18 protein-coding genes are annotated in these 18,074 nt (G+C 58.2%); 7 read left to right on the forward strand and 11 right to left on the reverse strand.

The window, feature by feature from the left end:
* Positions 1-64 precede the first annotated feature (64 nt).
* Entirely contained in the window at positions 65-2,107 is a 2,043-nt protein-coding gene (gene prlC, locus OWK27_RS22285; RefSeq protein ID WP_267591244.1) for an oligopeptidase A, read from the forward strand.
* A 7-nt stretch (positions 2,108-2,114) separates the two neighbouring features.
* A complete protein-coding gene (rsmJ, locus tag OWK27_RS22290; protein ID WP_252004986.1) occupies positions 2,115-2,879 on the forward strand; it encodes a 16S rRNA (guanine(1516)-N(2))-methyltransferase RsmJ in 765 nt (254 codons plus the stop codon).
* Between the two features lie 68 nt (positions 2,880-2,947).
* Here rsmJ and uspA read toward each other — a convergent pair whose 3' ends face one another.
* Complete coding sequence (uspA, locus tag OWK27_RS22295; protein ID WP_003861223.1) at positions 2,948-3,385, reverse strand: universal stress protein UspA; 438 nt, start codon at positions 3,383-3,385, stop codon at positions 2,948-2,950.
* A 282-nt stretch (positions 3,386-3,667) separates the two neighbouring features.
* On the opposite strand from uspA, the gene uspB reads away from it, so the two are divergent.
* A complete protein-coding gene (uspB, locus tag OWK27_RS22300) occupies positions 3,668-4,003 on the forward strand; it encodes a universal stress protein UspB (RefSeq protein WP_059294351.1) in 336 nt (111 codons plus the stop codon).
* A gap of 54 nt (positions 4,004-4,057) precedes the next feature.
* On the opposite strand, the gene pitA is transcribed toward uspB, so the two are convergent.
* On the reverse strand, positions 4,058-5,557 hold the full coding sequence (gene pitA / locus OWK27_RS22305; protein WP_148420513.1) for an inorganic phosphate transporter PitA: 1,500 nt from the start codon (positions 5,555-5,557) through the stop codon (positions 4,058-4,060).
* Positions 5,558-5,785: 228 nt separating this feature from the next.
* On the opposite strand from pitA, the gene OWK27_RS22310 reads away from it, so the two are divergent.
* Positions 5,786-6,982 (forward strand): NAD(P)/FAD-dependent oxidoreductase, encoded by a 1,197-nt coding sequence (locus tag OWK27_RS22310; protein WP_267591245.1) that lies wholly within the window; start codon positions 5,786-5,788, stop codon positions 6,980-6,982.
* A gap of 29 nt (positions 6,983-7,011) precedes the next feature.
* On the opposite strand, the gene OWK27_RS22315 is transcribed toward OWK27_RS22310, so the two are convergent.
* Both OWK27_RS22315 and OWK27_RS22320 read right to left on the reverse strand, forming a co-directional pair.
* Positions 7,012-7,959 (reverse strand): hydroxyacid dehydrogenase, encoded by a 948-nt coding sequence (locus tag OWK27_RS22315; protein ID WP_267591246.1) that lies wholly within the window; start codon positions 7,957-7,959, stop codon positions 7,012-7,014.
* Positions 7,959-8,651 (reverse strand): RraA family protein, encoded by a 693-nt coding sequence (locus tag OWK27_RS22320; RefSeq protein ID WP_267591247.1) that lies wholly within the window; start codon positions 8,649-8,651, stop codon positions 7,959-7,961. Before OWK27_RS22320 ends, OWK27_RS22315 begins: the two co-directional genes overlap by 1 nt.
* 169 nt (positions 8,652-8,820) lie before the next feature.
* Here OWK27_RS22320 and OWK27_RS22325 point away from each other — a divergent pair, with 169 nt between their 5' ends.
* The gene (locus tag OWK27_RS22325; protein ID WP_267591259.1) at positions 8,821-9,558 is read left to right on the forward strand and encodes an IclR family transcriptional regulator; all 738 of its coding nucleotides are present in this window, start codon (positions 8,821-8,823) and stop codon (positions 9,556-9,558) included.
* A 35-nt stretch (positions 9,559-9,593) separates the two neighbouring features.
* Here the strand turns inward: OWK27_RS22325 and OWK27_RS22330 are convergent, their stop codons facing one another.
* Positions 9,594-10,928: an MFS transporter gene (locus OWK27_RS22330; RefSeq protein WP_176609263.1), complete on the reverse strand. Its 1,335-nt coding sequence runs from the start codon at positions 10,926-10,928 to the stop codon at positions 9,594-9,596.
* A 328-nt stretch (positions 10,929-11,256) separates the two neighbouring features.
* Between OWK27_RS22330 and OWK27_RS22335 the strand changes: the two genes are divergently transcribed.
* Positions 11,257-12,282: a TerC/Alx family metal homeostasis membrane protein gene (locus tag OWK27_RS22335; RefSeq protein WP_148420518.1), complete on the forward strand. Its 1,026-nt coding sequence runs from the start codon at positions 11,257-11,259 to the stop codon at positions 12,280-12,282.
* 94 nt (positions 12,283-12,376) lie between these two features.
* Here OWK27_RS22335 and OWK27_RS22340 read toward each other — a convergent pair whose 3' ends face one another.
* The 3 genes from OWK27_RS22340 to OWK27_RS22350 form a co-directional block, all read right to left on the reverse strand.
* Entirely contained in the window at positions 12,377-13,039 is a 663-nt protein-coding gene (locus OWK27_RS22340) for an HAD family hydrolase (protein WP_267591248.1), read from the reverse strand.
* Positions 13,040-13,144: 105 nt separating this feature from the next.
* The gene (locus tag OWK27_RS22345; RefSeq protein WP_193355790.1) at positions 13,145-13,939 is read right to left on the reverse strand and encodes an SDR family NAD(P)-dependent oxidoreductase; all 795 of its coding nucleotides are present in this window, start codon (positions 13,937-13,939) and stop codon (positions 13,145-13,147) included.
* A 32-nt stretch (positions 13,940-13,971) separates the two neighbouring features.
* A complete protein-coding gene (locus OWK27_RS22350; protein WP_267591249.1) occupies positions 13,972-14,853 on the reverse strand; it encodes a LysR family transcriptional regulator in 882 nt (293 codons plus the stop codon).
* A gap of 99 nt (positions 14,854-14,952) precedes the next feature.
* On the opposite strand from OWK27_RS22350, the gene OWK27_RS22355 reads away from it, so the two are divergent.
* A complete protein-coding gene (locus tag OWK27_RS22355; RefSeq protein WP_148387039.1) occupies positions 14,953-15,459 on the forward strand; it encodes a phenolic acid decarboxylase in 507 nt (168 codons plus the stop codon).
* 59 nt (positions 15,460-15,518) lie between these two features.
* On the opposite strand, the gene acpT is transcribed toward OWK27_RS22355, so the two are convergent.
* The 3 genes from acpT to OWK27_RS22370 are packed head-to-tail and all read right to left on the reverse strand — an operon-like array spanning position 15,519 to position 18,072.
* Positions 15,519-16,112: a 4'-phosphopantetheinyl transferase AcpT gene (acpT, locus tag OWK27_RS22360; protein ID WP_148420522.1), complete on the reverse strand. Its 594-nt coding sequence runs from the start codon at positions 16,110-16,112 to the stop codon at positions 15,519-15,521.
* 2 nt (positions 16,113-16,114) lie between these two features.
* Entirely contained in the window at positions 16,115-17,344 is a 1,230-nt protein-coding gene (locus OWK27_RS22365) for a beta-ketoacyl-ACP synthase (RefSeq protein WP_176609267.1), read from the reverse strand.
* On the reverse strand, positions 17,341-18,072 hold the full coding sequence (locus tag OWK27_RS22370; protein WP_148420605.1) for a 3-ketoacyl-ACP reductase FabG2: 732 nt from the start codon (positions 18,070-18,072) through the stop codon (positions 17,341-17,343). The genes OWK27_RS22365 and OWK27_RS22370 overlap by 4 nt, the downstream gene beginning before the upstream one ends.
* Between the last annotated feature and the right edge of the window lie 2 nt (positions 18,073-18,074).

Below are 18,074 nucleotides of genomic sequence, written 5' to 3' on the forward strand. Positions count from 1 at the left end.
ACTGAACAATATGCACAGCGCCGGACTGCGCGCTACATTCACCTATTTCAACAGGACAGCGTTTATGACCAATCCATTACTGACGCCTTTTTCGTTGCCACCGTTTTCTAAAATCCTCCCCGAGCATGTGGTTCCAGCCGTTACGCAGTCGCTGGAAAACTGCCGCGCGGCGGTAGAAAACGTGGTCGCGCAGGGCGCGCCGTACACCTGGGAAAATCTGTGTCAGCCGCTGGCCGAAGTGGACGACGTGCTGGGGCGCATTTTCTCCCCGGTGAGCCACCTGAACTCGGTGAAAAACAGCCCGGAGCTGCGTGAAGCCTACGAACAGACCCTGCCGCTGCTCTCCGAGTACAGCACCTGGGTCGGCCAGCACGAAGGGCTGTACAAAGCCTACCGCGACCTGCGCGACGGCGACCACTATGCAGGGCTCAACACCGCGCAGAAAAAATCGGTCGATAACGCCCTGCGTGATTTCGAACTGTCCGGGATTGGCCTGCCAAAAGAGAAGCAGGTTCGCTACGGCGAAATCGCGGCGCGCCTGTCCGAGCTTGGCAACCAGTACAGCAACAACGTCCTCGACGCCACCATGGGCTGGACGAAGCTGATTACCGACGAAGCGGAGCTGGCGGGTATGCCGGAAAGCGCGCTGGCGGCGGCAAAAGCCCAGGCCGAAGCGAAAGAGCAGGAGGGCTTCCTGTTAACGCTGGATATCCCGAGCTACCTGCCGGTGATGACCTACTGCGACAACCAGGCGCTGCGTGAAGAGATGTACCGCGCCTACAGCACCCGCGCCTCCGATCAGGGGCCGAACGCGGGCAAATGGGACAACAGCCCGGTGATGGCGGAAATCCTCGCCCTGCGTCACGAGCTGGCACAGCTGCTGGGCTTCGACAGCTACGCGGATAAATCCCTCGCCACCAAAATGGCCGAGAACCCGCAGCAGGTGCTCGACTTCCTCACCGATCTGGCGAAACGCGCCCGTCCGCAGGGTGAGAAAGAGCTGGCCCAGCTGCGCGCCTTCGCCAAAGCGGAGTTTGGCGTGGATGAACTTCAGCCGTGGGATATCGCGTACTACAGCGAAAAGCAGAAGCAGCACCTCTACAGCATCAGCGACGAGCAGCTGCGCCCGTACTTCCCGGAAAACAAAGCCGTAAACGGCCTGTTCGAAGTGGTAAAACGCATCTACGGCATCACCGCCAAAGAGCGTACCGATATCGACGTCTGGCATCCGGACGTGCGCTTCTTCGAGCTGTATGACGAGAAAAACGAGCTGCGCGGCAGCTTCTACCTCGATCTCTACGCGCGTGAGAACAAGCGCGGCGGGGCGTGGATGGACGATTGCGTGGGCCAGATGCGTAAAGCGGACGGAACCCTGCAAAAACCGGTCGCCTACCTGACCTGTAACTTCAACCGTCCGGTCAGCGGCAAGCCGGCGCTGTTCACCCACGATGAAGTGATCACCCTGTTCCACGAGTTTGGTCACGGTCTGCACCACATGCTGACCCGCATCGAAACCGCAGGCGTCGCCGGTATCAGCGGCGTGCCGTGGGATGCGGTCGAGCTGCCGAGCCAGTTTATGGAAAACTGGTGCTGGGAGCCGGACGCGCTGGCGTTTATCTCCGGCCACTACGAGACCGGCGAACCGCTGCCGAAAGCGCTGCTGGATAAAATGCTGGCGGCGAAAAACTACCAGGCGGCGATGTTTATCCTGCGCCAGCTGGAGTTCGGCCTGTTCGACTTCCGCCTGCACGCCGAGTTCAGCCCGGAGCAGGGAGCAAAAATCCTCGAGACCCTGGCCGAGATTAAAAAGCAGGTCGCGGTTATTCCAGGGCCTACCTGGGGACGCTTCCCGCACGCGTTCAGCCATATCTTTGCAGGCGGCTACGCGGCGGGCTACTACAGCTACCTGTGGGCCGACGTGCTGGCGGCAGATGCCTTCTCTCGCTTCGAAGAGGAGGGGATCTTCAATCGCGAAACCGGGCAGTCGTTCCTCGACAACATTCTGACCCGCGGTGGTTCAGAAGAGCCGATGGAGCTGTTCAAACGCTTCCGTGGCCGCGAGCCGCAGCTGGATGCGATGCTGGAGCATTACGGGATCAAAGGCTGATTGCTACGTGAAGATCTGCTTAGTAGATGAAACGGGCGCCGGAGACGGCGCCTTATCTGTTCTGGCGGCCCGCTGGGGGCTGGAGCACGATGAAGACAACCTGATGGCGCTGGTGATGACGCCGGAACATCTCGAGCTGCGCAAGCGCGACGAACCGAAGCTCGGCGGGATTTTTGTCGATTTTGTCGGCGGAGCGATGGCGCACCGGCGCAAGTTCGGCGGCGGCCGGGGCGAAGCGGTGGCCAAAGCGGTCGGCATTAAAGGGAGCTATCTGCCGGACGTGGTTGACGCCACGGCTGGGCTAGGGCGCGACGCGTTTGTGCTGGCCTCGGTGGGCTGCCGCGTGCGGATGCTGGAGCGTAATCCGGTTGTCGCCGCGTTGCTCGACGACGGGCTGGCGCGAGGTTACGCGGACCCGGAAATCGGCCCGTGGTTGCAGGAGCGTTTGCAGCTGATCCACGCGTCAAGCCTGACGGCCCTGACGGACATTGCGCCGCGCCCGCAGGTGGTTTACCTCGACCCCATGTTCCCGCACAAGCAGAAAAGCGCGCTGGTGAAGAAAGAGATGCGTGTGTTTCAGTCGCTGGTGGGGCCGGATTTAGATGCGGACGGCCTGCTGGAGCCTGCACGCCAGCTTGCAACGAAGCGGGTGGTGGTGAAACGGCCTGACTACGCGCCGCCGCTGGCGAACGTTGCCACGACCAACGCGGTGACCACCAAAGGGCACCGGTTTGATATCTATATCCCCTCACCCCAACCCCTCTCCCCATAGGGGCGAGGGGCTCGATCGTTCCCTCTCCCCTATGGGGAGAGGGTTAGGGTGAGGGGAATTTAATGCACTTACTCGTCTTCTTCGTCGCGCAGAGGAACAATCAGCATATCCACATGCACGGTGTTAATCAGCTGGCGCGCTGAAGACATCAGCTTGCTCCAGAAGTCCTGATGATGGCCGCATACCACCAGGTCCATATCGTATTTCTTAATCGCATCAACCAGCACCTGGCCCAGGTCGCCGCTACCGCTTAAGGTTTCGGTGATCGGATAGCCCGCGTTGGTGGAAAGCTCGCTCAGCGCGTGGTGAGTCTCTTCGGAGATGCGTTTCTGCATATCGCCAAGATTCACGTCGATCAGACCGGTGTAAAGGTCGGAGTAATTCACATCAACGTGAATCAGCGAAACTTTCGCGTTGTAGGGACGTGCCATAGAGACTGCTTTATCAACCAGCACTTTGCTCTCCGGGGAGAGGTCTACCGCGATAAGAATGTGTTTGTAAGCCATAGTGTTACTCCTTCCTTAAGTTATCGATGACTAAATGGGAAAGCGTCGTCTGATGCTTTCATTACGGCCCAGTTAAACATATTTTTCAAGCTTTGGTGTTGATAACGATTAACCTTGTGGCAAAAAAATTAACGGATCTCCTACACTATTCAATGAGCCGTTCGGATATCAAAACGCGAACCGGATCGACTTTTAGTCATTCTTTCACTGAACTGTCTGTCAGGGCATTGGTGTGCGGTAGCTCAGGAGCCTCGCTTCGTGGGCGGACGCCGGGGAGGATGTATGATTAGCACCGTCGCATTGTTTTGGGCGTTATGCGTGGTTTGCATAGTGAATATGGCGCGCTACTTCTCATCGTTACGTGCGCTGTTAGTGGTACTTCGTGGTTGCGATCCGTTGCTTTATCAGTATGTGGACGGTGGAGGGTTCTTCACCTCGCACGGGCAGCCCAGCAAGCAGATGCGTCTGGTGGGGTATATCTACTACCAGCGCTACCGCGATCACCACGATGAAGAGTTTATCCGTCGCTGCGAGCGCCTGCGTCGTCAGTTCATTTTGACCAGCGCCCTCTGTGGCCTGGTGCTGGTGAGTATGATTGCACTGATGATTTGGCACTGAGCATAAAAAAAGCGGGTCAGTTTCCTGACCCGCTTTTTTGTCGCCTTCAACCGATTAAATCAGCTTCAGCGAAATCCAGTACAGACCGCCAGACAGCAGGATGGACGCCGGGAGGGTAAACACCCAGGCCATCAGAATGTTGGTCACGGTTTTACGCTGCAAACCGCCGCCGTCAACAATCATGGTACCTGCCACGGAAGAGGAGAGTACGTGGGTTGTTGATACCGGCATACCGGTGTAGCTTGCCAGACCGATAGAAACCGCCGCCGTCATCTGCGCGGACATACCCTGCGCATAGGTCATGCCTTTCTTACCGATCTTCTCGCCGATGGTGGTCGCCACACGACGCCAGCCAATCATCGTACCGATACCCAGCGCCAGCGCGACGGCCATGATGATCCAGATTGGCGCGTACTCAATGGTGTTGAGCATATCGCCTTTCAGTTTCTTCAGCAGACGTTTGTCGTCAGCAGTCACCTCTGGCAGCTTCGCGACTTTATCGGTCACGTCGGAGATGCAGAGCATGATGCGACGCAGCTGTCCGCGCTGTTCAACAGCCAGTTTGTCGTAGCTTTCGATATCGGCCAGCATGCCCTTCGCACGCTCCAGCGCGTTAATCGCGTTTGCCGGGTGGCAATGGAACTCGCCCGGTGCAGTCAGTGCACCAGAGTCAGGAGAAGGGATAAGCTGGTCTACGCCGGTTGCTTTCTTCAGCAGATCCGGGTGCTGCTGGAAGTACGTTTCAACGTTGTTCACCGCATCACGGGTACGGGTGATCTCGTAGCCAGAGGCATTCATGTTAACCACGAATCCCGCCGGTGCGACGCCAATCAGAACCAGCATCACCAGACCAATACCTTTCTGACCATCGTTCGCGCCGTGAGAGAAGGCAACGCCGATGGCGGAAACGATCAGAGCGATACGCGTCCAGAACGGCGGCTTTTTCTTGCCGTCTTTCTTTTCACGCTCTGCTGGCGTGAGGTGGATGCGCGCGCGTTTCTTCGTGTTGCTCCAGTAGCGACGCAGAATGAAAATTAATCCACCCGCAACGACCAGACCCACGATAGGGGAGATGATGAGAGAGCCAAAAATGCCCAGCACTTTAGGCAGGTTCAGCGCATCAACAACCGATGTGCCGGTCATCAGGGCATTGGTTAACCCAATACCGATAATCGCGCCGATAAGGGTGTGAGAACTGGATGCAGGCAGGCCGAAATACCAGGTACCGAGGTTCCAGATAATGGCGGCAAGCAGCATTGAGAACACCATGGCAAGGCCATGACCAGAACTAACGTTAAGCAGCAGATCCGTTGGCAGCATATGCACGATCGCATACGCAACGCTCAGTCCGCCCAGGAGGACACCAAAAAAGTTAAATACCGCCGCCATAACAACCGCAAGCTGCGATCGCATTGCGCGAGTGTAGATAACCGTTGCGACTGCGTTTGCGGTGTCGTGGAAGCCGTTGATCGCTTCGTAAAACAACACAAAAACCAGAGCAAGCAATAATAAAAGCCCGGTATGTAAATCCAGGCCGGCAAACAAATGTAGCATAGGACGTTACGCCATTTTGAGGACATGAACGCGGCGCATTATCCAGGACAAATGCGCAACGGGCAAAGTGAAATATAGACTTTTTTTGACATACCACCTGATTTGAGAAATGTGCCTGAAAGGATAATCTTTAAATATCAATGGAATGGCTTTGTAATATCTTTTTACGCTGGTGCGACCACTGAGGAAACTTTACAATCCGCGGCAGTTAACGAAGAGGATTTTGACGTGGAAAGGTTTGATGCCGTAATAATTGGCGCCGGTGCGGCGGGTATGTTTTGTGCGGCAATGGCCGGACAGGCGGGTCGTCGCGTGCTGCTGCTGGATAACGGAAAAAAGCCTGGCCGCAAGATCCTGATGTCCGGCGGCGGGCGGTGTAACTTCACCAACCTTTATGTCGAGCCGGCGGCCTATCTGAGCCAGAACCGTCATTTTTGTAAATCTGCGCTGGCGCGATACACCCAGTGGGATTTCATTGAACTGGTAGGTAAACACGGTATCGCCTGGCATGAGAAGACGCTGGGACAGCTGTTCTGCGACGACTCTGCCCAGCAAATCGTCGATATGCTGGTGGCCGAGTGCGAGAAAGGCGGGGTGGTGATGCGCCTGCGCACGGAAGTGCTCGGGGTCGCGCGCGACGAGCAGGGGTACACGCTGCAGCTCAACGGCGAAACCGTCAGCGCCGATAATCTGGTGATCGCCAGCGGCGGCCTCTCGATGCCGGGGCTCGGCGCCTCGCCGTTCGGCTACAAAATCGCCGAGCAGTTTGGCCTGAAGGTGCTGCCAACCCGCGCCGGGCTGGTGCCGTTCACGCTGCATAAGCCGCTGCTTGAGCAGCTTCAGACGCTTTCCGGCGTGTCGGTTCCGTCGGTCATCACTGCCGAAGACGGTACGGTATTCCGCGAAAACCTGCTCTTTACCCATCGCGGCCTCTCGGGGCCGGCGGTGTTGCAGATTTCCAGCTACTGGCAGCCGGGAGAGTTTGTCACCGTGAACCTGATACCGGATTGCGATCTGGACGCGTTCCTTAACGAACAGCGCGCCGCGCACCCGAATCAGAGCCTGAAAAATACCCTGGCGATGCAGCTGCCGAAGCGTCTTGTTGAGTGTCTGCAGGCGTTAGGGCAGATCCCGGACGTGTCGCTTAAGCAGCTGAACAGCCGCGAGCAGGAAACGCTGGTGGAAACGCTAACGAACTGGCGCGTGCAGCCAAACGGCACCGAGGGCTACCGCACGGCGGAAGTAACGCTGGGCGGCGTTGACACGAATGAGCTCTCCTCGCGCACGATGGAAGCCCGCAACGTGCCGGGCCTCTATTTTATTGGCGAAGTGATGGACGTAACCGGCTGGCTCGGCGGGTATAACTTCCAGTGGGCGTGGGCCAGTGCCTGGGCATGCGCGCAGGCACTCGCTGAGGATAAGTGACAGGCGGGCGCCGTCATTCATCAATGCGCTTACGGGCTGACGGTGGCGTCGTCAGTCACGCGCAAAACGTCCAGAATATTGCTGGCCGCCACGGTTCCCATCTTGATGTAAGACGCTGCGCTGACGCCGCCAATATGCGGCGAGATAATGACGTTTTCGACGTTCTGCCACAGGTTCGGGGCGGTCAGTGGCTCGCTGGTAAAGCTGTCGAGTGCCGCGCTGTGCAACGTTCCCTCCTTCAGGGCGTGGAACAGGGCTTCATCGTTTATTAACCCGCCGCGCGCCGTGTTAACCAGAATAGCGTTACGCTTACAGTGCGCAAGCGTCTCTGCGTTGATCATTCCCCGGTTTTCGTCGGTGAGCGGGCAGTGCAGGGAGATAACGTCGGCACGGGAAAGCAGGTCCGTTAAGGTGTTTGCCCGCTCACAACCTGAAGGCATCGTTTTAGCGTACGGATCGTACGCTACCACCTGCATGCCGAATGCCTGACCTATAGCCGCAACCCGCGAGCCGATAGCTCCCAGGCCGACAAGCCCCAGCGTCATACCTTCCAGTTCGATCGATTTGTGCGTGGCTTTATCCCAGTGCCCGTCGCGCAGGCGCTTATCGAGGGTGACCACGGATTTGGCACAGGCAAGGATCAGCGCCCAGGTATGCTCTGCCACCGCTGCCGCATTGGCGCCGGGGGCGGAACGTACGGCGATATTACGCGCCGCTGCCGCTGGCTGGTCTATCACGTCAATACCGCTTCCGTGTTTCGATATGACCCGTAACGCGGGGGCTGCGTCCATGATCCTCGCGGTTATCCTGCCGTAACGCACCAGGATGGCCACGGGATTGTGCCGCTCGCACAGCGTAACCAGCTCATTTTCCGTAGGCTGACGGCCGGCATACACCACGTCAACGTCCCGCAGCATGTCTACAGCCTGGTCTGCCAGATCGCTCCCGGTGACCAGCACAACGCGTTTCCCTCCCATTACAGCGTCTCCCCGTCAGATAACATGCCCGCCTTGCGCAGCGCGTCGTTAAGCCAGTGCGGACGTAAATCGCCCTCACGAATAGCAGCAAGACGTCTGGTCTCCGTTTCGAGTTTCCCTTTAGCCATGGCGATAACGGCCTGAACTTCATCACGCGGGATCGCCACCACGCCGTCGATGTCCGCTACAACCAGATCCCCGGCTCGTACCGTCGCTCCGGCAATGGAGATGGGATGATTTACCCGGCCAGGAATTGATTTTGTCGGGCCACAGGGGTTGAGGCCGGCCGCGAAGACCGGGTAGTGCCCTTTACTCAGGGTGTCGGCATCACGTACCGCCCCGTCAATGATGATGCCCGCGATACCGCTCGCCTGGGCCTGCGTCGCCATAATCTCGCCGAGCAGCGCGCAGGTCAGGTCGCCTTTACCGTCAACAACCAGCACATCGCCCGGCTGCGCGACGGCCATTGCGGCATGGATGGCCAGATTATCTCCCGGACGCACCTCCACGGTGACCGCCGGGCCCGCAACGACCATGTGAGGTGCGAGCGGCTTGATACGACCATGCAGCGTACCGCGGCGACCGGCAACGTCCGCCAGAATGGCGGCCTGATACTCGGCGGCCTGGTGAACCTCTTCGGCCGATACGCGTTCGAACTGACGGTTAATGAATGGTTTTTCTGAAACGGACATGAATGCCTCCATATTGTTTTACTGTGTACAATGCAGGTGTACAATACAAAACAACTATAGCGGTGTAGCTTTCCCTTTAGCCAGATCTGCGGCGGCGTTTGTGATGTAAACACGAAGTGACTCACAAAAATTAAGGTACACTCACTGCCGAGCAGAAAAGGAGATGATGATGGGTAATGAAGGCGTTGTAGCGGTCGAAAAGGCGCTGGCTTTACTGGATTGCTTCCGTCCCGGCGATGAGAGCCTGACGCTGACCGCGCTGGCGCAGCTGTCGGGTTATCACAAAACCACGGTTTACCGGTTAATGAATTCGCTTGAACGAATGAACTATGTCGTCAGGCACGAGGACGGCAATTACGCGCTTGGCCCACGTCTGCTTTACCTCGGTAAGCTTTATGAACAATCTTTCCATCTTTCCCGGGTGGTGCAGCCCGAGCTTCAGGCATTATCCCTGGCCTCTCAGGAGAGCGCCAGCTGGTATGTGTTAGAAGGCGGGCAACGCTTGTGCCTGTTCCGTGCGGAAGCCTCCCACGGGCTACGCCACAGTAATCTGCCGGGCACTCAGTTTCCGCTGGACGATTCTGCCATCAGTAAGGTGCTTCGCCACTGGGGCCTGAATGACGCGCCCCCGGAGGGAGAACCCGCCGTTCCGCTCTATACCGCAGGCGCCCGGGATCCGCATACCGCGGCGTTTGCGATGCCCGTCTTCGGCGTCAACGACAAGCTGATTGCGGCGCTGGCGCTGACCGGGCCCATCTCCAGACTGACTGAAGATCGCCGTGAACAGGGGATCAGCCAGCTGATGCACGCCACCGCCAGTCGCCTGTCGCAGAAAATGGGGGCGAGTAAGGCTTTCTGCCAGCAGTTTTATGGGGAAACGCAAGACGCTGCGGAAGAGAGCCTCTGAGCATAACGCGGGACGGGCGTCCCGCTTTTTTATGTCTAATGGGTGACCTGCTTTTCATGCAGATGCGAATTGCGCGCCTGCCGTCCCATCACCAGCACCGCGACACCTCCTGCGACGCACAGCGCAGCCAGAGGAAGCATGGCCAGCGTGTGGCTACCGGTCCGCTCGCTGATGATGCCGTAAGCGTTAACCATCACCGCGCCGCCGATAAGGTTAGCGATGGCGCCAATCGCGGCCAGCCCCGCAGCGGCAGACGTGCTGCTCATCCAGCCTGACGCCAGCGCCCAGAACGGCCCCTTCATTGAATACGCCCCTATCAGAATGATGCTCAATATAATAATCGTGGCAAAAAGGGAGGTGCTCACAAATGCGGCGATTACGCCTGCGGCAATCATGAAAAGGGTCAGAGCGGTATGCCAGCGGCGTTCGTTGGTTCGGTCAGAACTCCGTCCCCAGACAATCATCAGTACGGATGCCAGGCCGTAAGGAATGGCGTTGAACAGCCCGGTCTCCAGATTATCCAGGTGGAACGATTTCAGCAGCTGCGGTGACCAGACGCTGATCGTGGTGCCTGCCGATGACGCGCCTGCGTAAATCAGGGCCAGCAGCCAGATTTGACGATGCCGGAGCAGCTGCCACGTCGTCTGGTGACCGATATTTTTTTGCTGCTGACGCTCGGTTTCAAGCGTCGTTTCCAGCCATTTTTTCTGTTCCGCGCTAAGCCAGTTGGCCTGGTGAGGGCGATCGCGAAGAACAAACCAGGCGGCAATACCCAGCAGAACCGCGGGTAAACCTTCAATGATAAACAGCAGATGCCAGCCGCGCAGGCCCAGCCAGCCATCCAGTGAGAGGATCAACCCGGACAGCGGCGAGCCGATAAAATTGGCCAGCGGGATCGCAACCATAAAGGACGCGATAATTCGCGCGCGGTAGCGGGAAGGGATCCACCAGGTCAGAAAGAGCACGACGCCGGGGAAAAAGCCCGCCTCAGCGGCACCCAGAAGAAAACGCACGATATAAAGCGACGTGGTGTTTTGTACCAGTGCCATGCACATGGATACCACGCCCCAGCTGATCATAATGCGGGGGATCCACAAGCGTGCGCCAACTTTCTGCATCGCCAGATTGCTTGGAACTTCAAACAGAAAATACGCCACGAAGTAGAGGCTACTGGCGAAGCCAAACGCCGCTTTGCTGAGGCCGAGATCCTCATTCATCTGTAGCGAAGCCATACCGATATTGCCGCGATCGATAATGGAAATCAGGTAACTGACTATCAGAAACGGAAGAATACGCCAGATCACCTTGCGCATAGTTTCTCGTTCTATGTCCTCAATGGCGGCAACGCCATTACGAATATGTTCTGTCATGTGTTCCTCGCAGGGTCTGTTCTTGGTTTTATCAGGTACAACTCAGTTTTATTAAACAAAACCACTATAGCGTCGGCGCGTTCTTTTTATCCAGTTAATGGAAGGTTTAAATGATGTAAATAAGACGTGACTCACAGATAATGCGCGCTGCGGAATGTGCCTAAACGACAGATGCACCACCCCACGTTGTGAGGTAAAGTACATACCTTGCGCGGCCACAGAGCTGCGGTTTTGTGGGGTATATGCGAATAACACGTTCCCCCATTTCCACTTCTGGTTTACGCCAGCCTGCATGGTGTTGTGTTTTGTCTTCTTAAAAGGGTTGTCTATGTCTGCTGCTCATCTCGGTTTCCCGACGGAAACCGTTGTTGTCTTTGTGGTGATGGCCGTTGGGGCGATGTTTATCGACCTCTTCATGCACCGTCACGATAAACCGATCTCGCTGAAAAGCGCGGCCATGTGGTCCATCTTCTGGGTCATGATGGCCATGGCGTTTGCAGGCTTCTTATACGTGCACCACGGCGCGGAGATGGCGAGCCTGTTCCTCACCGGCTATGCGCTGGAAGAGGTTCTCTCCGTCGACAACCTGTTCGTGATGATGGCGATCTTCGCCTGGTTCGGCGTACCGGATAAGTATCGCCACCGCGTGCTCTACTGGGGCGTGCTGGGGGCGATCGTGTTCCGCGGTATTTTTGTTGCTATCGGCACCAGCCTGCTGAGCCTGGGGCCATACGTTGAGGTCATTTTTGCGCTGGTCGTTGGCTGGACGGCGGTGATGATGCTGAGGCGCAATGAAGAGAGCGACGAGGTGGAAGATTACTCCGGTCACCTGGCGTACCGCCTGGTAAAACGCTTCTATCCGGTCTGGCCAAAAATCAGCAGCCATGCGTTTATCCTGACCCAGAAAGAGGTGGATGCCGAACTGGAGAAGCCTGAAAACAAGGATGTGATGGTAGGCCGCGTGAAGAAGGCGAAGCGCTACGCGACGCCGCTGCTGCTCTGCGTCGCGGTGGTGGAGCTGTCCGACGTTATGTTCGCGTTTGACTCCGTCCCCGCGATCATTGCCGTCAGCCGCGAGCCGCTGATTATCTACAGCGCAATGATGTTCGCGATCCTCGGCCTGCGTACCCTCTACTTCGTGCTGGAAGCGCTGAAGCAGTATCTGGTGCATCTGGAGAAAGCGGTAGTGCTGCTGCTGTTCTTCGTGGCGTTCAAGCTGGGGCTAAATGCGACCGACCACTTCTGGCACCACGGTTACAGCATTGGCGCAACGGCCAGCCTGTTCGTGGTATTGGGCGTGCTGGCGCTGGGGATTATTGCGAGCGTGATGTTCCCGGGGAAACGTGAGGCCTGATGTACCGCCCGGTGGCGCTTCGCTTACCGGGCCTACGATTTGGGTTTATCCCTCTCCCTGTGGGAGAGGGCGGGGTGAGGGCAAAAGACCGCACTTACCCCTTAATCGGTGAGTTCCGGCGCTTGCGCGGATGATGGAAGTGCCGCCAGTGCGGATCCTGCGCCGCCGCCAGCAGCTCGTGGTCGCCTCGCGTGTCGCCCCAGGCGCGCAGGTGATACGCGTTCAGGTCGCCATACACCTTCTCCAGCCTCGCCACTTTCTGCGCGCAGCGGCAGTTGTTGCCGGTGATCCGCCCGGTCAGCTTGCCGTCTTTCACCTCCAGCTGCGTGCCAATCAGCTTAATGCCGAGCCTGTCGGCCCACGGCTGTAATACCAGCGCCGGGGAGGCGGAGCAAATCGTCACTTCCGCACCGGAATTGACTTCGTTAGCCACGGCCATAACGCCTTCCGGGCGCATCAGCTTGCTCCAGTATTTTTCACAGAAGGCCTCTGCCTGCTGGCGTAACCAGCGCTCATCCACCCCCGTCAGGAAGGTTTTAATCAGCACCTCTTTCAGCTCATCACGCGTCAGCTTGCGGCGCACGCAGTGCAGCGTGGGCAGGGCCATCCGCACCAGGCGGCCCGCAAAGTAGCGCTTGCCAAAGGCAAAGCGCAGGAAGGGAATAAAGCTGTCGTGGTGCGTCAACGTACCATCAAAGTCAAAGACAGAGAGCACGCTGGATCTGGCCACGGCTTCGTCGGCAATCATATTGGTCATAAATACGTCTTAGCTTAAATACACATTCTGTTCACTAGTTTACCTGCTTTATCTTCACAGTCCTTATATCAGTCCTCATTTTTTCTCTAACCTGTGACTGACGGGTCAAACTATGTCATCCACCACGCCACCGTCGACGCGCAGCGCCGCGCCGGAGGTAGCGGAGGCCTGCACTGAACAGACATACACCACCATATTGGCCACTTCTTCAACCGTCGCGGCGCGCTGAATAACCGAGCTGGGGCGGTTCGCCATCACAAACGCGTTCGCCAGCTGTTCCAGCGATTTACCGGTTCTCTCCATCTCGTCTTTCATCATCGCGGCAAAGCCGTCCGACATTGTCGGCCCGGGCAGCACGCTGTTCACGGTGACGCCGCTGCCGGCCACGAACTTCGCCAGCCCGCGCGCCAGGGAGAGCTGCGCGGTTTTCGTTACGCCATAGTGGATCATGTCCGCAGGAATATTGCAGGCCGATTCTGACGAGATGAACACCACGCGGCCCCAGCCTTTTTGCACCATGCCCGGCAGCAGGGCGCGGGAGAGCCGCACGCCGGACATCACGTTGGTTTGCCAGTAGCGTTCCCAGGTATCGTCGTCGGTGGAGTAAAAATCCTGCTGACCATAAATCCCGGCGTTATTGACCAGAATATCGACCTGCGAGGCGACCCTGAGCAATTCGTCTACGCCTTCCGGCGAGCTGAGATCGGCGACGGCGGCACGAACCTGTACGCCTGGCACCACCTGCTGCAGCGCCTGAATGCCCTTATTTACCGAGTCGATGCTGCGCCCGTTCACAATCACTTCCGCACCGCTTTCCGCCAGCCCGCGGGCGATGGCGAAGCCAATCCCGCCGGTTGATGCGGTCACCAGCGCCGCTTTCCCCGTTAAATCGATTTTCATCGTTCGCTCCTTGTTGTCTTAACCTTCAGACCTTAAAGCGTAGCAGTTGACGATGACGGCTCCTGCTTAAAAAGGCGCAACAACGTCTCAACCTGCTCGTCCAGCGGGCTAAGGGAGCGCTTAACGATGAGGTGGAGCGGCGTGGCGCGTCGAATGCCGTGGCTGAGGGGCAGGGTTTTGAGTATGCCTTGCTGAAGCTGGGGCTGAATGCGTTCTGCCGGTAGCCAGCCGTACCCAACCTGATACATCACCGCCTCGATCGCGGCATCAATGGTGGAAAAGGTCCACGACTCGCCGCCCGGGCGAACGGCGGGCTGGCTGTCTGCGATCTGAATGCGTGGCCACGGCCGCAGCGTCTCGTCATTTAGCGGCGTGTCCAGCGCAAAAAGCGGGTGCGCATGATGCGCGACGGCGACAAAATCAATGTTCATTAGCCATTCACCCAGCCCGGTAATGTCCTGGCGGCGGGTTAAGACCATCACGTCGGCTTCATCATTGAGCGCATCTTCCCGGCTGTTTTCCAGCACCTCGGTGAGCCGCACCTGCGTTTGCGGATACCGCTGCTGGAACTGGCGCAAAATCGCAAACAGCCGGCCGCGCGGAAAAATACTGTCTACCATCAGATCGATACGGGTTCGCATACCGCTGCGCAGGGTGGCGGCGCGCGTCTCAACGTAGGCGAAGGCTTTCAGCAGCGGCTTCACCTGATTCAGCAACAGTTCTCCCGCCGGGGTCAGCACCGCCCGCCTGCCTTCAGTCATTAACAGCGCCACGCCAAGCCGCTCCTGCAAAAGCGACAGGTTATAGCTGACCGAGGACTGGCTGCGGTGCGTCTCCTCCGCAGCTCTGGCAAAGCTGCCAGCCTCAACTACTCTCTCCAGCAGGGCCCATTGTTCTAGCGTCGTCTTATGCATGATCAATCTAAATTTTGGATGAATTTGATTCAAACATAGCGTTATTCATTCATTTTTTGAAGGGGTACGATAGCTTCATCAAAACAAAGGAGACATCTTATGAGCACCTTCGACAAACATGACTTAAGCGGCTTCGTCGGCAAACATCTGGTTTATACCTACGATAATGGCTGGAACTACGAAATTTACGTCAAAAACGAGAATACCCTCGACTACCGTATTCACAGCGGTCTGGTGGGCAACCGTTGGGTGAAAGATCAGCAGGCGTACATCGTTCGCGTCGGGGAGAGCATCTATAAAATTTCCTGGACGGAGCCAACCGGTACCGACGTAAGCCTGATTGTGAACCTGGGCGACAGCCTGTTCCACGGCACCATCTTCTTCCCGCGCTGGGTCATGAACAATCCGGAAAAAACCGTCTGCTTCCAGAACGATCACATTCCGCTGATGAACAGCTACCGTGATGCCGGTCCGGCCTATCCGACGGAGGTGATTGATGAATTTGCGACGATTACCTTTGTACGCGACTGCGGCGCTAACGATGACAGCGTAATCGCGTGTGCCGCCAGCGAGCTGCCGGCAAACTTCCCTGAAAATTTAAAATAAGCTTCGCAGCGCGTTAAATGCACATCGGCCATTGCGGTTTTACCGGAATGGCCGTTTTTTTATGCCGCAGAGGTACCGGAATAAGCGATTAATTCCGCCGTCAGGGTGAAGGGCGTGGGCGTACAGACCGCAAGGCTCAGCGAGCCGACGCGTAGCTGGCTGACCGGCAGCGGCTGGGCGGTGCTGTCAATGCTGACAATCTGCCACGCGCTGCCGCCGCGCTGTTTGACGATGGCCTCTTTGCGCGTCCAGATGCGCCAGAAGGCGGAAAGCTGCTCTTCCGGAGCTTCACGTTCCAGCTCCGCATGTTCGGTAAGGCTGAAGACGGCATTCGCCAGCGCCTGCCAGTTCTCGCGCGGGCGGATCGCTTCAATATCGCAGCCAACTTCGCCTTCGTCGCTCAGCAGCAGGGCAATGTCGTCCCCGCTGTGGCTCAGGTTAAACCACAGCGGATGGCCGCTAGCGAAGGCCGGTTTTCCCTGCTCGCCGTAGATTATCTCGGGGAGAGGCGAGGGGGATAAGGTTCTGGCGAGCAGCGTCCGGCCTGCAAGCCAGGAAGCGCGTCGTGCACCCTGAGGTGCCCTGTCTGCGAGCGTTGACGCCAGCGGGTCCGCGCTAAGGGTGGAGATCTTTCCCAGTACAAACTGGTACATAGTTACGCCCAGCGTTTGATGATTATTGAGGTATTGATGCCGCCAAAGGCAAAGTTATTGCTCTGTATAAATTCGCAGTCAATCGGGCGGGCTTCCCCCATAATATAATCTAAAGCGCCACATTGCTCATCCGGTTGTCTTAAATTGAGCGTCGGCGTGAACCAGCCCTCCCGCATCATGTGCAGGCTCAGCAGGGCTTCCAGCGCCCCGCAGGCGCCCAGAGTATGGCCGAAGTAGCTCTTTAAGGATGAAATGGGCACCCCGTCGCCGAAAATGGCGGCGGTCGCCTGGCTCTCGGCGATATCCCCGCGGTCGGTCGCCGTGCCGTGGGCAGAAATGTAGCCGATGTCCTGAGGCTGCAGACCGGCCATCGCCAGCGACTGCTCCATACACACCTGCATGGTTTCACGCTGGGGCTGAGTGATGTGCGCCGCATCGCAGTTGGTGGCAAAGCCCACGATCTCGCCATAAATTGTCGCCCCGCGCGCGGTGGCGTGCTCCAGCTCTTCCAGAATTAAGGTGCCAGCCCCTTCGCCAATCACCAGGCCGTCGCGCTGAACGTCAAACGGCGACGGCGTGGTTTTCGGCGCGTCGTTACGCTGGCTGGTGGCAAACAGGGTATCGAAAACCGCCGCCTCCGAGGGGCACAGCTCTTCCGCGCCGCCCGCCACCATCACCGTCTGGTATCCGTGACGAATCGCTTCCCAGGCGTAGCCAATCGCCTGGCTGCCGGAGGTGCAGGCGCTCGACGTTGGGATCACCCGTCCGCGCAGGCCAAAGAACAGCCCGGTGTTGACCGCAGTGGTGTGCGGCATCATCTGCACGTAGGTGGTGCCGGTAATGTTATGGGTGTGCTTTTCCGTGAGCATGGAGGCAAACTCGCTGACCGGCCCGGTGCTGCCCGTCGACGAGCCGTAGGCGATCCCGGTCTGACCGTTGGTGAGCACCGCGTCGTCGATCAGGCCCGCCTGCTCCAGCGCCAGCTCGGTGGCGCGGGTTGAAAGCAGCGACACGCGGCCCATGGCGCGAATGCGCTTGCGGGTATAGTGAGCGGGGAGGGTGAAGCCTTCAATCGGCGCGGCGAGCAGGGTTTGCAGGCCGTCATACGCCTGCCACTCCGTCATGGTGCGCACCGCATTTTCATACCCGCGCAGGCGGCGCGAAATGGTCGGCCAGTCCTCGCCAAACGCGGTAACGCCGCCCGTGCCCGTAATCACTACCCGGCGGGTCATAGCATGCCTCCGTTAATCGAAATCACCTGACGCGTCACGTAGCCTGCCTTATCCGACATCAGGTAGCTCGCCAGCCCGGCCACCTCTTCGGCCTGGCCCATGCGCTGCATGGGTATCATCGACATCGCCGCGTTCAGCGCGGCCTCGTCCATCTCGATCATGCCGGTATCGATCAGCCCCGGCGCGATGCAGTTGACGGTAATTTTGCGTTTCGCCAGCTCGGTGGCGAGCGCTTTGGTGGCCCCGATAATCCCGGCTTTGGCCGCGCTGTAGTTCACCTGCCCACGGTTGCCCATAATGCCTGACACCGACGACAGGGTGACGATCCGACCGCCCCTGCGGGTGCCAATCATCGGCATAATGCAGGGGTGAATAACGTTATAAAAACTGTCGAGATTGGTGTGGATCACGCGGTCCCAGTCATCCTCGCTGAGCGCCGGAAACGCGCCGTCGCGGGTAATGCCGGCGTTACTTACCACGCCATAAAACGCGCCGCGATCGGCGATCTCCTGCTCCAGCACCGTGCGGCACTGCTCGCGGTTGCCCACGTCGAACGTGAGTAAACGGCCCGCGCCGCCCGCCCGGACAATCGCATCCAGCGTCTCCTGCGCGCCCGCCTCATCACGATGGTAGTGCACGCCGACGGTAAAACCGTCCGCCGCAAGCTGAAGGGCGATGGCGCGGCCAATGCCTTTGCTGGCCCCGGTGACCAGTACGGATCGACTCAGAC

This window comes from Enterobacter cloacae complex sp. 2022EL-00788 (assembly GCF_026627565.1).
Classification (GTDB): domain Bacteria; phylum Pseudomonadota; class Gammaproteobacteria; order Enterobacterales; family Enterobacteriaceae; genus Enterobacter; species Enterobacter pasteurii.

What these genes read in the sequence shown, in the direction of transcription:
- prlC (WP_267591244.1), top strand. Translation starts at nt 65, where the DNA reads ATGACCAATCCATTACTGACGCCTTTTTCGTTGCCACCGTTTTCTAAA.
- uspA (WP_003861223.1), bottom strand. Translation starts at nt 3,385, where the DNA reads ATGGCTTACAAACACATTCTTATCGCGGTAGACCTCTCCCCGGAGAGC.
- uspB (WP_059294351.1), top strand. Translation starts at nt 3,668, where the DNA reads ATGATTAGCACCGTCGCATTGTTTTGGGCGTTATGCGTGGTTTGCATA.
- pitA (WP_148420513.1), bottom strand. Translation starts at nt 5,557, where the DNA reads ATGCTACATTTGTTTGCCGGCCTGGATTTACATACCGGGCTTTTATTA.
- OWK27_RS22315 (WP_267591246.1), bottom strand. Translation starts at nt 7,959, where the DNA reads ATGGGAGGGAAACGCGTTGTGCTGGTCACCGGGAGCGATCTGGCAGAC.
- OWK27_RS22320 (WP_267591247.1), bottom strand. Translation starts at nt 8,651, where the DNA reads ATGTCCGTTTCAGAAAAACCATTCATTAACCGTCAGTTCGAACGCGTA.
- OWK27_RS22325 (WP_267591259.1), top strand. Translation starts at nt 8,821, where the DNA reads ATGGGTAATGAAGGCGTTGTAGCGGTCGAAAAGGCGCTGGCTTTACTG.
- OWK27_RS22330 (WP_176609263.1), bottom strand. Translation starts at nt 10,928, where the DNA reads ATGACAGAACATATTCGTAATGGCGTTGCCGCCATTGAGGACATAGAA.
- OWK27_RS22335 (WP_148420518.1), top strand. Translation starts at nt 11,257, where the DNA reads ATGTCTGCTGCTCATCTCGGTTTCCCGACGGAAACCGTTGTTGTCTTT.
- OWK27_RS22340 (WP_267591248.1), bottom strand. Translation starts at nt 13,039, where the DNA reads ATGACCAATATGATTGCCGACGAAGCCGTGGCCAGATCCAGCGTGCTC.
- OWK27_RS22345 (WP_193355790.1), bottom strand. Translation starts at nt 13,939, where the DNA reads ATGAAAATCGATTTAACGGGGAAAGCGGCGCTGGTGACCGCATCAACC.
- OWK27_RS22350 (WP_267591249.1), bottom strand. Translation starts at nt 14,853, where the DNA reads ATGCATAAGACGACGCTAGAACAATGGGCCCTGCTGGAGAGAGTAGTT.
- OWK27_RS22355 (WP_148387039.1), top strand. Translation starts at nt 14,953, where the DNA reads ATGAGCACCTTCGACAAACATGACTTAAGCGGCTTCGTCGGCAAACAT.
- acpT (WP_148420522.1), bottom strand. Translation starts at nt 16,112, where the DNA reads ATGTACCAGTTTGTACTGGGAAAGATCTCCACCCTTAGCGCGGACCCG.
- OWK27_RS22365 (WP_176609267.1), bottom strand. Translation starts at nt 17,344, where the DNA reads ATGACCCGCCGGGTAGTGATTACGGGCACGGGCGGCGTTACCGCGTTT.